Origin of the sequence: Pseudomonas sp. B10 (assembly GCF_900156235.1) — a bacterium.
GTDB classification, from domain to species: Bacteria; Pseudomonadota; Gammaproteobacteria; order Pseudomonadales; family Pseudomonadaceae; genus Aquipseudomonas; species Aquipseudomonas siliginis.
On sequence record NZ_LT707063.1, the window covers coordinates 23195 to 36096 of the forward strand.

At 58.8% G+C, this 12902-nt stretch carries 14 protein-coding genes; 9 read left to right on the top strand and 5 right to left on the bottom strand.

Annotated features, from left to right (window positions below; genetic code table 11):
- Nucleotides 1-122: 122 nt before the first annotated feature.
- Nucleotides 123-1784, bottom strand: a complete 1662-nt coding sequence (locus tag BXA01_RS00110) for a GMC family oxidoreductase (RefSeq protein ID WP_076562396.1) — start codon at nt 1782-1784, stop codon at nt 123-125.
- A gap of 133 nt (nt 1785-1917) precedes the next feature.
- Between BXA01_RS00110 and BXA01_RS00115 the strand changes: the two genes are divergently transcribed.
- The 6 genes from BXA01_RS00115 (at nt 1918) to BXA01_RS00140 (ending at nt 6897) form a co-directional block, all read left to right on the top strand.
- Nucleotides 1918-2802 (top strand): LysR family transcriptional regulator, encoded by an 885-nt coding sequence (locus BXA01_RS00115; protein WP_016775104.1) that lies wholly within the window; start codon nt 1918-1920, stop codon nt 2800-2802.
- A 195-nt stretch (nt 2803-2997) separates the two neighbouring features.
- Nucleotides 2998-3345: a metalloregulator ArsR/SmtB family transcription factor gene (locus BXA01_RS00120; RefSeq protein WP_016775103.1), complete on the top strand. Its 348-nt coding sequence runs from the start codon at nt 2998-3000 to the stop codon at nt 3343-3345.
- Nucleotides 3346-3372: 27 nt separating this feature from the next.
- Complete coding sequence (locus tag BXA01_RS00125) at nt 3373-3843, top strand: arsenate reductase ArsC (protein ID WP_076562397.1); 471 nt, start codon at nt 3373-3375, stop codon at nt 3841-3843.
- 9 nt (nt 3844-3852) lie between these two features.
- Nucleotides 3853-4551, top strand: a complete 699-nt coding sequence (arsH, locus tag BXA01_RS00130; protein WP_076562398.1) for an arsenical resistance protein ArsH — start codon at nt 3853-3855, stop codon at nt 4549-4551.
- 148 nt (nt 4552-4699) lie between these two features.
- The gene (locus BXA01_RS00135; RefSeq protein ID WP_076562399.1) at nt 4700-6241 is read left to right on the top strand and encodes a phospholipase effector Tle1 domain-containing protein; all 1542 of its coding nucleotides are present in this window, start codon (nt 4700-4702) and stop codon (nt 6239-6241) included.
- Nucleotides 6241-6897 (top strand): DUF2931 family protein, encoded by a 657-nt coding sequence (locus BXA01_RS00140; RefSeq protein ID WP_076562400.1) that lies wholly within the window; start codon nt 6241-6243, stop codon nt 6895-6897. Before BXA01_RS00135 ends, BXA01_RS00140 begins: the two co-directional genes overlap by 1 nt.
- A 108-nt stretch (nt 6898-7005) precedes the next feature.
- On the opposite strand, the gene BXA01_RS00145 is transcribed toward BXA01_RS00140, so the two are convergent.
- The 3 genes from BXA01_RS00145 to BXA01_RS00155 all read right to left on the bottom strand — a co-directional run bounded on the left by BXA01_RS00145 (nt 7006) and on the right by BXA01_RS00155 (nt 9687).
- Nucleotides 7006-8109: a DNA alkylation repair protein gene (locus BXA01_RS00145; RefSeq protein WP_076562401.1), complete on the bottom strand. Its 1104-nt coding sequence runs from the start codon at nt 8107-8109 to the stop codon at nt 7006-7008.
- Nucleotides 8110-8111: 2 nt separating this feature from the next.
- Nucleotides 8112-8717, bottom strand: a complete 606-nt coding sequence (locus BXA01_RS00150) for a glutathione S-transferase (RefSeq protein WP_076562402.1) — start codon at nt 8715-8717, stop codon at nt 8112-8114.
- A 61-nt stretch (nt 8718-8778) separates the two neighbouring features.
- Nucleotides 8779-9687 carry a MurR/RpiR family transcriptional regulator gene (locus tag BXA01_RS00155; protein ID WP_076562403.1) on the bottom strand — a complete coding sequence of 303 codons (909 nt, stop codon included), beginning with the start codon at nt 9685-9687 and terminating at the stop codon, nt 8779-8781.
- Nucleotides 9688-10090: 403 nt separating this feature from the next.
- On the opposite strand from BXA01_RS00155, the gene BXA01_RS00160 reads away from it, so the two are divergent.
- The 3 genes from BXA01_RS00160 (at nt 10091) to BXA01_RS00170 (ending at nt 12640) form a co-directional block, all read left to right on the top strand.
- Nucleotides 10091-10495 (top strand): TraR/DksA family transcriptional regulator, encoded by a 405-nt coding sequence (locus BXA01_RS00160; RefSeq protein WP_016775095.1) that lies wholly within the window; start codon nt 10091-10093, stop codon nt 10493-10495.
- A 608-nt stretch (nt 10496-11103) separates the two neighbouring features.
- A complete protein-coding gene (locus tag BXA01_RS00165) occupies nt 11104-12327 on the top strand; it encodes a methyl-accepting chemotaxis protein (RefSeq protein ID WP_442961923.1) in 1224 nt (407 codons plus the stop codon).
- A 109-nt stretch (nt 12328-12436) separates the two neighbouring features.
- Complete coding sequence (locus BXA01_RS00170) at nt 12437-12640, top strand: hypothetical protein (RefSeq protein WP_016775093.1); 204 nt, start codon at nt 12437-12439, stop codon at nt 12638-12640.
- A 6-nt stretch (nt 12641-12646) separates the two neighbouring features.
- On the opposite strand, the gene BXA01_RS00175 is transcribed toward BXA01_RS00170, so the two are convergent.
- On the bottom strand, nt 12647-12886 hold the full coding sequence (locus BXA01_RS00175; protein ID WP_024013254.1) for a DUF2789 family protein: 240 nt from the start codon (nt 12884-12886) through the stop codon (nt 12647-12649).
- Between the last annotated feature and the right edge of the window lie 16 nt (nt 12887-12902).

The window sequence follows — 12902 nt, forward strand, 5'->3', positions numbered from 1 at the left end:
CTCACAGTGATTGTTTTTGTTGTTCCACTGGTGTTGCGTGTCCGGTAATGCGCGATGCCTGAGTCTGGTGATGATTGCTGTGGGAGCGAGCCTGCTCGCGAAAGCTTTCTGTCAGTCAACTCCTAGGCTGAGTGAGCTAACGCATTCGCGAGCAGGCTCGCTCCCACAGGGGAGATATCTGCAGATCTGGACAAAATCAGTTGTGCCGCCTTCTCGGCAATCATCAGCGTAGGCGAACAGGTATTGCCCGAGGTAATTCTCGGCATGATCGACGCATCGGCAACGCGCAGACCCGGCACGCCATGCACGCGCAATTGCGCATCGACCACCGCGTCACCGTCATTGCCCATGCGGCAAGTGCCGACCGGATGGAAAATCGTCGTGCCGATTTTCGCCGCTGCTTCGTGCAATTGTTCTTCGCTTTGCAGGTTGTCGCCGGGCAGGTATTCGACCGGTTTGAACGCTTGCAGGGCAGGGGCGCTGACGATGCGCCGGGTCAGGCGAATCGCATCGGCGGCGACGCGCAGATCTTCTGGATGGCTGAGGTAATTGGGCTGGATCAGCGGCGCCGCTTGCGGATCGGCGGAGCGGATCTCGATGCGCCCACGGCTCTGCGGACGCAAGTCGCACACCGAGGCCGTGAACGCCGGGAAGCTGTGCAGCGGCTCGCCAAAGCGCTCCAGCGACAGCGGCTGCACGTGATATTGCAGGTTCGCCGAGGTTTGCTCGGGGCCGGAGCGGGCGAATGCGCCCAACTGACTCGGCGCCATCGACAGCGGCCCGCTGCGGTCGTACAGATAACGCAGGCCCATGCCCATCTTGCCCCACACGCTGCCGGCGATCTGGTTCAGTGTGCGGGCGTTTTCCAGCTTGTAGATCAGCCGCAGTTGCAGGTGATCCTGCAGGTTGCCGCCGACGCCCGGCAGCTCATGAATCACGCCTATCCCTAAGCGTTCGAGCAGCGGCCGCGGACCGATGCCGGAGCGCTGCAGAATGCTCGGCGAGCCGACTGAGCCGGCGCACAAAACAATCTCCTTGCGCGCCTTGAACTGTCTGGTCTGGCCTTCATGCTGCGCGCTGACTTTCGCCGCGCGGCCATTCTCCACCAAGACACGATCAACCTCGACGCCGGTCAGCACAGTCAGGTTCGCCCGGCTGCGCAGCGGTTTCAAAAAGGCCTTGGCCGCGTTCCAGCGTACCCCGGCTTTCTGGTTGACCTGAAAGTAACCGCAGCCCTCGTTGTCGCCCTGGTTGAAGTCATTGATGCTGGCGATGCCGCTTTGCTCGGCAGCGCTGCGAAAGGCATCCAGAATCGGCCACGACAGGCGCTGCTGTTCGACCCGCCATTCACCCTGATCGCCATGAAATTCAGCGCCGCCGGCAAAGTGGTTTTCGCTCTGTTTGAACAGCGGCAGCACGTCTTTCCAGGCCCAGCCCGGATTGCCCGCCGCCGCCCAACCGTCATAGTCGCCGGCCTGGCCGCGCATGTAGATCATGCCGTTGATCGACGAACAGCCGCCCAGCACCTTGCCGCGCGGATAACTCAGCGCGCGGCCATTGAGGCCCGGTTGTTGTTCGGTTTTGAAGCACCAGTCGGTGCGTGGGTTACCGATGCAGAACAGGTAACCCACAGGAATGTGAATCCAGGCGTAGTTGTCGCGTCCGCCGGCTTCGAGCAGCAACACCCGTTGTTGTGGATCCGCCGAAAGCCGGTTGGCCAGCAAGCAACCGGCGGGGCCGGCGCCGACCACGATGTAGTCGAATTCATCCAGGGACGTGTGCATGCCCTGACCTCGCTTTTTGTTTTTATTGTCGGACACTCTAGTTGTTAGCTTTCGTTAAAAGAATGTTAGTTTTTGCGCAGCCGCTGTGCGTTTTCAAACAGCGTGCGACGACGATAGCCGACAAGGACCCGCCATGTTCGACTGGAACGACCTGCGCTTTTTTCTCGAGTTGCAACGCAGCGGCCGCCTGCTCACTGCCGCGCGCCGGCTCAACACCACCCACGCGACAGTGGCGCGGCATATTGAATCGATCGAGAAAAGCCTCGGCACGGCGCTGTTCGTCCAGCACGCCCAGGGCTATGAAATGACCCCGGCGGGGGAGGCGCTGCTCAAGCACGCCGAAGCGATGGAAAACGTCGCGCTGCTGGCGCAGGAAGAAATCACCCAGTCCACCGCGCCGCTGGGCAAGATCCGCGTCGGCGTCACCGAAGGCCTCGGCATCAAGTTTCTCGCCAGTCGCATGATTGGCTTGTTCGAGCGTTATCCGGGATTGGAGGTGGAACTGGTTGCAGTGCCGCGCTTTGTCAGCATCCTCAACCGTGAAGCGGAGATCAGCATCCACCTCGAACGGCCATCCGCCGACATGCTGGTCACGCGCAAGCTCACTGACTATCGGCTCGCGCTTTACGCCAGCCAAACCTACCTCGACAACGCACCGCCACTGCACAGCCGCGAAGACCTGGGCCGACATGCGTGGATCGGTTACGTTGACGACCTGCTGTTCAGTCAGGAACTGATGTTCCTCAACAGCTTCTGCCGCAGCCCGCGCGTGGTGTTTCACAGCACCAGCGTCATCGCCCAGCAGGAAGCGGCGCGCTCGGGGTTGGGCATCGCCGTGCTGCCGTGTTACATGGCCGCGTCCGACCCGGATCTGGTGGCGCTGCTGCCGGATGAAAGCATCGAACGCAGCTACTGGATCAGCACCCGCCGGGAGCTGCACAAATCCGTGCGGCTGCGGGTGGTCTGGGATTATGTGGTGGGGTTGTGTGAGGCCGAGCAGGGCCTGTTGCGCGGTTAGCCTGATGCAACCATCCCCCTGTGGGAGCAAGCCTGCTCGCGAAGGCAATCTTTCAGCAACATCGATGCTGACGGACCCACCGCTTTCGCGAGCAGGCTCGCTCCCACACGGTTATTCACCGTGGCTGCTTTCACGGGTTGATAAATATATGGATATCCGTATATTCGATTTCCCGCATATGGCGAGCCGATCACCATGATCACCCCCACCGAAGTCTTCAAAAGCCTCGCCGACGAAACCCGCGTCCGCGCCATCCTGCTCATCGCCGAGCAAGGTGAACTCTGCGTTTGCGAGTTGATGTGTGCGCTCGACGACAGCCAGCCGAAAATCAGCCGCCATCTCGCGCAACTGCGCAGTAACGGTTTGCTGCTCGACCGCCGTCAGGGCCAGTGGGTGTATTACCGCCTCAATCCGGAACTGCCGGCATGGATCGGCGAAATCCTTCAGCTGACATCCAAGGCCAATGCCGATTGGCTCAAGGACAACGCCGCGCGCCTGCAAAACATGGATGGCCGTCCCGTGCGCGAACGCGCCTGCTGCTGAATCTTCCACTCTCTACGGAGCGCATCGATGCGAGTCCTGTTCATGTGCACGGCCAATAGCTGCCGCAGCATTCTTTCCGAAGCCATGTTCAATCACCTGGCTCCCGCTGGTTTCCAAGCGGTGAGTGCCGGCAGTTTTCCCAAAGGCCAGGTTCTGCCGCGCAGCCTGTCGACGTTGCAAAAGCACGGCATCGCCATCGACGGGTTGCACAGCAAAGGCAACGATGCCTTCGCAAACAACCCGCCGGATATCGTCATCACTGTCTGCGACAAAGCCGCCGGCGAAACCTGTCCGGTGTATTTCGGTCCGGCACTGAAAACGCATTGGGGACTGGAAGATCCGTCCGAAGTGCAGGGCGACGAAGCGGCAATCGACGCGGCATTCCAAGCCACTCTGATGCGCATCGGTGAACGCTGCCAAGCCTTCCTCGATCTGCCGTTTCACGCGCTCAGTCGCGAGCAACTGAAAGCCGAACTCGACCGCATCGGCACGCTGTAAGGAGGCTTCATGTCAGACCATCTGCCCAACCTCGACGCAAGCCTGTTCGACGCGACCAAGCCATCGAATGTCGGCGAACACAAACCGCGCATCCTTCTTCTCTACGGCTCGACCCGCGAGCGCTCGTTCAGCCGCTTGCTGGTCGAGGAGGCCGCGCGCCTGCTCGAACACTTAGGCGCCGAAACGCGGATCTTCAACCCATCCGGTCTGCCATTGCCCGACGACGCTCCGGGCGACCATCCCAAGGTCCAGGAATTGCGCGATCTGGTGTTGTGGTCGGAAGGCCAGGTCTGGTGCTCGCCGGAACGCCACGGCGCGATGTCCGCCGTGTTCAAAGCACAGATCGACTGGATCCCCCTCGAACTCGGCGCTGTGCGCCCGACCCAAGGCAAAACCCTGGCGGTGATGCAAGTCTGCGGCGGCTCGCAGTCGTTCAACGTGGTCAACCAACTTCGCGTCCTCGGCCGCTGGATGCGCATGTTCACCATCCCCAACCAATCCTCGGTGCCGAAGGCCTATATGGAATTCGACGAAGAAGGGCGGATGAAACCCTCGCCGTTCTACGACCGTGTGGTGGATGTGATGGAAGAACTGGTCAAGTTCACCGTGCTGCTGCGTGGGCAGCAGGCGCATCTGGTGGACCGCTATTCCGAGCGCAAGGAAAGTGCTGAACAGTTGATGGCGCGGGTGAATCAGCGTTCGATTTGACCCGCCATCCCCAGTCAGGCTCATTCCCCTGTTGGAGAGAGCCTGCTCGCACTAACGCTCCATGGCTGGCACACCGCCACGGCTTGCACCGCCCCCTCCCGACTGTCACCCTTCTGGCCGTTCTTCAAGGATCAGAAGGAATCAAGGATTGAGTGGCTACGTTCCAAACCCGCCGAAAAACTATCGCTACGAAGAAGCCAAACCCGTCGACATACACGCCCAGCATTGGGCCGAGTATGAGAAGCATGGGAAAGAGCCCGCGCGCGAGCCTGAGAAAATCGGGATTGCGTTGAGGATCGGGGTGTTCTTTGATGGCACGGGCAACAACGCGAACAACTCAGCTGCGGGGTTGTTGTGTGGTGCTCAGTATCCGATTGCGCCTGAGGATATCGATGCCAGTTGCAAGCCCTATATGCGCAATCCAGATAGCAGCTATGCCAATGAAACAACCAACGTTTACAAACTGAGCGAACTGTACTTCGCACCTCAGAAAGCCGAAGGAGACGGCTCGCACAAGCGGGCGTTTCGCAGGGTGTACATAGAGGGGATTGGCACTCAATCGGGAGAAGAGGACAGTACATTCGGAGCGGGCACGGGCCGCGGAGACACGGGTATAGCGGGTCGTGTCCAACAATCATTTAGCGAGATCAAATCGCGTATTGAAGATGTAATTAACGAAAATCCAAACAGTGAAATTACCTCGCTGACTTTCGATACGTTCGGATTTAGTCGCGGCGCAGCTGCCGCGAGGCATTTTGCCAATGCAGTCGTCCGCGGAAAACAAGGGCCACTCGGAGATGTATTGCGCAACAATGCGAGCGACTTTAGTCGCACCTTCATCGATCAGTACCAAGGCAGCATCAACATGGGATTCATCGGGCTGTTCGACACTGTGCCGTCGGTTGCTGGCTGGTCGAATTTTGGCAACGTTAAAAGTCCTGTGGCCACGGGTATCAAGCTCTACCTCGACCGGCGGTTTTTTACTGACGTCGTTCAGCTGTCGGCGCGGGACGAATATCGCGCTAATTTTGCATTGAGTCGCGTTAAAGCCGACCACTTGGAAGTCATTCTTCCAGGGGGGCATTCCGACATCGGCGGCGGTTACCGCGATGACATTGAAGAGTGTGTACTCGTCAGTCCAATGCAAACGCTTGAGGTCTCGAAGTTTACCGATGTATCTACTACGTCGATCTACCGCGATGCCATGGTCATTAAAAATGAGTGGATCTCAAGGGGGTGGCCCGAAGATCTGCTGGAAATTGTTACGCCGGACGCGCTTCTCCTGCCTGTGGATCAACAGGACCGGCTCAGTCCCCGTAGAAAGCGCGTCTATGCAGCTCTGCAACTCAAACGTCCCGTAAGCGGGTTGTTGTCGAGGGTATATCTTCGGGTGATGCATAGCTTGGCAAAAGAGAAGGGGGTTCGCTTCGATGATATTCCAGCCACGGCTGCTTTGGCGGTCCCGTCAGAGCTTCAGGCGTTGTGCGACCGATTTGTCGCAGGTGACTACACCACAACTCAGCAAGAGGAGAACCTGCTGAGGTTGAAATACATTCACATGTCCGCAAATTGGAATCACCCTCTTGGAAGAAGAGACGGCAGCGGAGTCCGCGCCGTCTATATCAATGCGCCCACCGCAGACGCGATTCGCGTGCAGCATCCTCACGTACCTGACTGGACTCTTTGGTAATGAAATTATTTGTCGCCCTGCTACTTGGCGTATGCATAACGGGTTGCCAGTCTTCTGATCTGCTCTCAGCCAAGAGCGATCCAAAATCGAAATGGTGGGAGCTGGCTTTCACTGAGCCCGATTACATGAAGGTATGGGTGGAGGACAGTTCGGTGCAGGACATAACCGGCAGAGTTTTCTTTAGAACCGGTGGAGGGACTGCTGCGGGCGGAGAGCCTGAAGACGGTACTGACTCTGCTCGCGGCTGGACAGGGGTGGGGGGCAGCGGTAAAAGAGTGGTGGGGGCCGATCTACCCATTCGTATCTATGTTCGCTGGCAATCAATCGTTGAACATAAAACGTGGCAAGCGTGGGTGGATATTCCAGAGAATGCCAGACAGATAATGGTGACTTCTACCAGTCAACGGTGCCCCGAGAGACCTGACAGGACAGCACGCTTCATGGCCTCTGTTTACTTGGGACTTGCTCCGGGCGGTGTTGTTCAGGTGTGGGTGAGAGACTCATGTCATCGACCGATAAAGGTTGCTCGAGCGCAAGGCGAGATTGAGCCGCTAGGGCCGGAGCTTGGGAAAAACGGTGGTCGCTACGCATATCCCGTCAGCGAAAAGTCCAAGCGCTATATCGAGAAATTCGGCATTCCATACGGAAGTTGGTAAGCGCTGAAGCCGTGAGTCGTCCACTGTGCCGCCGCGCGCAATGTCGATGCACGGCTGCCAGTGCACTGATCCGCTACCGGCTGTTTTGGTGAATAAATAACTCACGCCTCAAATCAAAACCTCAAACGCCGCACTACCCAACACCTCCCCATTAACCATCACCTGCACCCCATGTCTCCCGGCAAAATGCTTGCGCGTCGTAAAATCCTTGATGACTTGATTCCGTCGCACTACCTCAGTCCCGAACCCCGCTAATCCCAGAGTCTTCAACTTGAAAACCTTCCTCGAAACCCCGCCATTCGCCTTCACATACTCAATCGCATAATCAATCACCAGCCTTTGCTCGTGCGCCACCATGGACTTCACCATAAACGACAAAGTAATCGCTTCCCCCAATCTCACCACCGCCGGCTCGACCCGCACATCCAACAACTCAACCTCAGCCTTCGCCCCCGCGCCAATCACCGTCAGCGCGCGCACATCGCCCTGTTTGATCAAACTGCGCAGCGCATGCTTGGCAATCCAGGCCGTATGCTTGTTGTCCAGCGACCAACCTTCAATCGTGTCCAACACCCACTCCGGATGCGCTTTCGTCACATCATTCAAATGATTCGCCACGGACTTGCGCACGTACAAGCTCTCGTCCGCCTTCAACCGATCCAGTATCCCGGCGGCCAGCAGCGGATCAGTTTGCACCGCTTCCAACCGAAAGGACCACGGCAGGCGAGGGCGGCTGCCTTCGCTGGCTAGGCGTCGAACGTGGTGGTTTTCGTCTCGGGTCCAGTCATGCATTCGTTCCAGCGAGCGCTCGAGGTCGCTGCGCAAAAAGTAGCGGATGGCGAATTCGGAGGAGCCGAAGGTGGTGAAGTACTTCAGCGCGTCCATTGAGGTGTCGAACGCATGGGCGCCGTAGCTCGCGACGTAATGCGGCAGGCACATGCTGACGAACCCGCTGTTCAGCCGTGGCGCGAGTTCGAACAGCACTTGGAGGGAATCTTCGTAGTCCAGCGGCAACACGGCGTGCAGGCTTTCGGCGACGCGGGCCATGCGTTGCATCACTGATAATTCAGCGAGTCCGTCCTGGGCGTGTTTGAGAAACGCCTTGGCCTTGAACGCCGGGTAAACGACGCTCATTTCAACAGCAATGTGCTGCAGGCGTTCGGCGTTGAAGATTTCCTTTAGCGCCGGGGCGGCGGTGTCGGTGGTGCTCATGATCAGTTGATCGGTGTGCTGATGAACGCGTCGGTGCCTTCTGCGTAGGCGGTGTACTCGGCGATACGCGGAAAGCGTGTTGCGTCGATCTGATCGGGTACGACGAGTTCGGTGAAGCTCCAGGCAACCGCCAGGCTGATGCCGGTCTGGGCGAGGGAGCCGTCGACAGGCAAGTCACTGTGTTCAAGTTCTTTTTCCAGCGCGGTAAATGCGGCGGCGAGCTGGCCTTCGACGCGTTCGACCCACGGCTGATATTGAATGTCGGCCGGGCGCAAGTTGCGTTCGTAATACAGCTGCACAGCTTTTTCGCAGGCGGCGAGGCTGAGGCCGATCAGACGCAGGGCGTGGGCGCGTTGTTTGAGATCGCTGGGCACCAGGCTCTTGCCGGAGCTGGCTTCGAGGTAGTCGAGGATGAGGGTCGAGTCCATCAGGACCACGCCGTCGTCGAGGATCAGCGTGGGCGCTTTGACCACCGGGTTGATCTGCTGGAATTGCTCGAAGTGGCGGAACACCGAGACCGACTCGTGTTCGAGGTCGATCCCCAGGCATTTGGCGGATACCGCTACGCGGCGCACGTAGGGGGAGTCGAGCATGCCGATCAGTTTCATGACGCGTTCCTTCAAGTCGAACCGGTGGGAACGCATAACCTAGCCGAGCCTGAGACAATTGTCAGTCGTCGAATCCGGGTTGTTCGTGAATCTCATCGACATTCAGTTCCAGCCGATAGGCCACCGCCACAAACAGCGCCTGGCACAAACATAGCGTCGCACTCAGCGAACGAAACGCCAGCGCACTGCCTTCATTGACCAGCAACACGCTGTTGGCAAGTTTCGCCAGTGGCGACAGGGGGCTGTCGGTAATGATCAGGGCATTGGCGTTCTGCTGTTGTGCGAATCGCAGGCAGTGCTGGGTTTCCTTGGCGTAGGGCACAAAACTGATGGCGATGACCAGGTCATTGGCGCGCACGCTGCGCATTTGCTCGCGATAGCTGCCGCCGATGCCGGAGACGAGATGAATGCGCTTCTGCGTGTGCTGCAGGTTGTAAACCAGATAGTCGGCGACGGCGAACGAGCGGCGGACTCCGACCACATAGATGTCGTCGGCATTGACGATGAGATCGACGGCTGTATCGAACGCCACCTCCTCCAGTTCGCGGCCCAAGCGTTCGATGCCCGAGAGCGTTGCGTCGATGCATTCGCGGGCCAGGTCGCCGCTGTTGGCGGTCTGCGAGTTGTTGGCGATCAGGCTGCGGATGCGTTGCTGATAGTTTTGCGCTGGCGTGGTTTTGTGCGTCCAGGCCTGGCGGAACAGCGCTTGCATTTCGCTGAAGCCGCTGAACCCGAAGCGCTGCGAAAAACGCACGATGGCGGACGGATGCACCTCGCATTCACGAGCGATGTCGCTGATGCGGTCGACCATGATTCGCTCGCTCTGCTGGCTGATGTAACTGGCGATACGTTTGAGCTGACGCGGAAGGGCGTCATATTCGTCGCTAATCGTTTGCAGCAGACGCTCGGCAGTGATCGGGGGGCTGGCGAGCGAAAGTTCGTCGGCGGCCGGCAGATCGGGGCGGGGCATAGGACATCCTTCGGGCGGGTTGATCACGCGGTAAGCCTGATCATAGAAGGGCTGCGCGGGCTCTGCCGGGCTGAAACGATGCACCTTGCGAGAATAATTTCCGCTGTCGACGGCGGGATGGTTAGCCGTTTGTCTTCTATATACAGCCGCTGGAGTGAATTTCTTGCTATAAACGCACTCCGATGGCCGTGTGAAGCCTGTGTCAGAGCAGTTTCCTGGTCCTGTCGGACAAATTCCCTGTATTTACAGTTGCTGAGGCCTTGATCGGGCCTTAGACTGCCGCCCCTCGTAAATTGAGTGCCGGGTGGCGTTTGCAATAAAACGATGCCTTTTCGACGGCCGACACGGTTCGCCGAAACGCTCCCTTATTCGCCTTAATGCACGTTTTTTTATAGAGATATCAATGACAAAGGACAAGTTGCTGGCTATGCCGGCAGATGACTACATGAATGCAGAGCAACACGCTTTCTTCACTGAGCTGTTGCAGAACATGAAAGTCGAAACCCACGAGCGCATTGAGCAAAACCGTATCGCCATCGAAAGCCTGGACACCCCGGCTGACCCGGCGGACGCGGCTTCGGTTGAAGAAGAGCGCACCTGGCTGGTCAACGCGATTGATCGCGACCAGCGCATGCTGCCGCAGTTGGAACAAGCTCTTGAGCGCATCAAGGACGACAGCTTTGGCTGGTGCGACGACAGCGGCGAGGCGATTGGCCTGAAGCGTCTGCTGATCAGCCCGACCACCAAGTACTGCATCGAAGCTCAAGAGCGTCACGAGCAGATCGACAAGCACCAGCGTCAGGCCTGATTCTGTGGGGTGACCCTTTCAACAGGGGCGCCTTGAAAAGATCGCAGCCTTCGGCAGCTTCTACATGGAGTTGCGCGAGGCTGCGATCTTTGTTTTTGCTCGTCTGCGATATTTCCCCGTCGTTCCATTGACCTGCCACAGACCCACGACTAACGGACCATGGATAATGGCGTTGTAGTGGCGTTTAATGCAGTCACAACAATGAGAACAAACGTGGGGTGATCAAGATGACGAGAGATGGATCTCTGGTTGCGGCGCTGCCTGCACCAGTGCTTTTGCCGAAAAACCGCTGGATCGCGCCGACCCTGCAAAGCATCGCCCTGATGCTGTTGCTGGCCGGCATGGCCATGGCCGAGTGGTCGCTCTACCTCGGCATGCCGCTGGCGATACTGATTGTCTGGCTGCCGCGCCTGCGTTCGCGCAGCGCTCCTGTTGCTGTCCCGGTCGATAGTGTGAGCGCATTGTCCGCACTGACCCGCGATCTTTCCTACACCACCAGTCACAACGCACTGTCTGCCGCCGGCGTGGCGTTCTCGGTCAAGGCGCTGGCGAACAAACTCGAATCGCAACTCGACGCGGCGGCGCAGATCGTCAGCAACGCCGAAGTGATGATCGCCACGGAACAGGCGACTTCACAGCTCAGTCGCGACGCACTGGACGCCGCCAGCCAAGCGCATCACAGCAGCGCGGCGGGGCGCAGCGAACTGCTCGACTCGATTTCGCGCATGCAGCAACTCAGTCAGCGCGCCAACGCCAGCCGCGAATTGATCGAGGCCTTGAGCGTCCGCAGCGACGACATTCAGCGGGTGACGCTGGTGATTCAGTCGATTGCCAGCCAGACCAATCTGTTGGCCTTGAATGCTGCGATCGAAGCTGCCCGGGCCGGTGAGCATGGTCGCGGTTTCGCTGTGGTCGCCGACGAGGTGCGCGGATTGGCGGCGCGGACGGCGGCGGCCACGGGCGAAGTCGGTGAGATGGTTGCGGACATTCAGCAACGCACCGCGCAAGTGGTGGCGCAGATTCGCGAGTTGTCGAGCGATCTGCACACCGGCGTCGAACAGGTCGAGCACACCGGTCAGCATCTGGAGAACATCGCGCGACTTGCCGCCGGAGTGGAAACCCAGGTCAGCGAAATCGCCCGTGGCGCGCAAACCAATCGCGAGCAGCTTGATGCGCTGTTCAGCGCGATTGAGCAAATGCGTAGCGATCTGGCGATCAGCGATCAGCAGACCCGCCGCCTCGCCGAGGCAGCGGTGCAGATGGAAGGGCAGGCGGAAACCATCAGCGAGCGCCTGGCCGAGGTCGGCCTGGATGACTATCACCAACGTATCTACGACTTGGCCCGTGAAGGTGCGAGCCTGATCGCGGCGCGCTTCGAGGCGGATGTGGAGCAGGGGCGGATCAGCCTGGATGACCTGTTCGATCGCAGCTACCAGCCGATTCCGGGCACCGAACCAGCCAAATTCCAAACCCGCTTTGATCGATACACAGATCAGGTCTTGCCCGCGATTCAAGAGCCTCTGTTAGCGCGTCATGAAGGTTTGGTTTTCGCGATCGCCTGCACGCAGCAGGGATATGTACCGACGCATAACCAGGCATTCAGCCAGCCGTTGACCGGTGATGTGCAGGTCGACACGGTAAATAACCGCACCAAACGCAAATTCGCTGACCGCACGGGCCTCCGTTGCGGCAGCCATCAGCAACCGGTGCTGTTGCAGACTTACACGCGCGATACGGGTGAGCTGATGCATGATTTATCGGTGCCGATCATGATCAACGGCCGACACTGGGGCGGGTTGCGTCTGGGTTACAAACCCGAGAATCCACACTGAGATTGTTACCGTTGACGCAATGAATCTGTGCACGGCGGTTGCTGTTTCCTCTCGAAGGAAAGCTTTAATCTGACGACTTAGTTAGGTAGCTAATTATTTCGGAGGGCACATGCAGTGCAGGGTGGATGTGGCAGTGATGATCGGCAGCGGCGTTCCGGCCGGTTTACGCGCGATGGGGCGCAGTGTGTGCTGGGTGGTTTTGCTCAACGGTGAGCGACGCGGCACAGCCTTCGCCAGTCGCGATGAAGCGGAGGAGTGCAAGGCTGCCTGGCTCGAACAATTGAACATCGAGCCCGGCGACAGCCTGCACTGATCGCCCTTATTTACCGCGATGCAGGCGGACGTTCAGCTCATCGACAATTACCGCTTCCTCACCGTCAGCACGCAGCCACTCTTTGAGTAATTGCGCCTGTTGAGGCGACCAGAAATCGGCCTCGATGAGTTTGGTATCAGAGTCCAGCGGATGGGCTTCGACAAAGTCATTGATCGACGCTTCATCGGAAGGAAGGCCCAGCTGTTCGAAAAGGGTGGTCAGGTTAAGCTCGGTTGGCAGTTCCATCATCTACTCCTGGGTC

Excerpts from the sequence above, each read along its gene's own strand:
- BXA01_RS00110 (WP_076562396.1), bottom strand. The coding sequence starts at position 1,784 with ATGCACACGTCCCTGGATGAATTCGACTACATCGTGGTCGGCGCCGGC.
- BXA01_RS00115 (WP_016775104.1), top strand. The coding sequence starts at position 1,918 with ATGTTCGACTGGAACGACCTGCGCTTTTTTCTCGAGTTGCAACGCAGC.
- BXA01_RS00120 (WP_016775103.1), top strand. The coding sequence starts at position 2,998 with ATGATCACCCCCACCGAAGTCTTCAAAAGCCTCGCCGACGAAACCCGC.
- BXA01_RS00125 (WP_076562397.1), top strand. The coding sequence starts at position 3,373 with ATGCGAGTCCTGTTCATGTGCACGGCCAATAGCTGCCGCAGCATTCTT.
- arsH (WP_076562398.1), top strand. The coding sequence starts at position 3,853 with ATGTCAGACCATCTGCCCAACCTCGACGCAAGCCTGTTCGACGCGACC.
- BXA01_RS00140 (WP_076562400.1), top strand. The coding sequence starts at position 6,241 with ATGAAATTATTTGTCGCCCTGCTACTTGGCGTATGCATAACGGGTTGC.
- BXA01_RS00145 (WP_076562401.1), bottom strand. The coding sequence starts at position 8,109 with ATGAGCACCACCGACACCGCCGCCCCGGCGCTAAAGGAAATCTTCAAC.
- BXA01_RS00150 (WP_076562402.1), bottom strand. The coding sequence starts at position 8,717 with ATGAAACTGATCGGCATGCTCGACTCCCCCTACGTGCGCCGCGTAGCG.
- BXA01_RS00155 (WP_076562403.1), bottom strand. The coding sequence starts at position 9,687 with ATGCCCCGCCCCGATCTGCCGGCCGCCGACGAACTTTCGCTCGCCAGC.
- BXA01_RS00160 (WP_016775095.1), top strand. The coding sequence starts at position 10,091 with ATGACAAAGGACAAGTTGCTGGCTATGCCGGCAGATGACTACATGAAT.
- BXA01_RS00165 (WP_442961923.1), top strand. The coding sequence starts at position 11,104 with ATGATCGCCACGGAACAGGCGACTTCACAGCTCAGTCGCGACGCACTG.
- BXA01_RS00170 (WP_016775093.1), top strand. The coding sequence starts at position 12,437 with ATGCAGTGCAGGGTGGATGTGGCAGTGATGATCGGCAGCGGCGTTCCG.
- BXA01_RS00175 (WP_024013254.1), bottom strand. The coding sequence starts at position 12,886 with ATGGAACTGCCAACCGAGCTTAACCTGACCACCCTTTTCGAACAGCTG.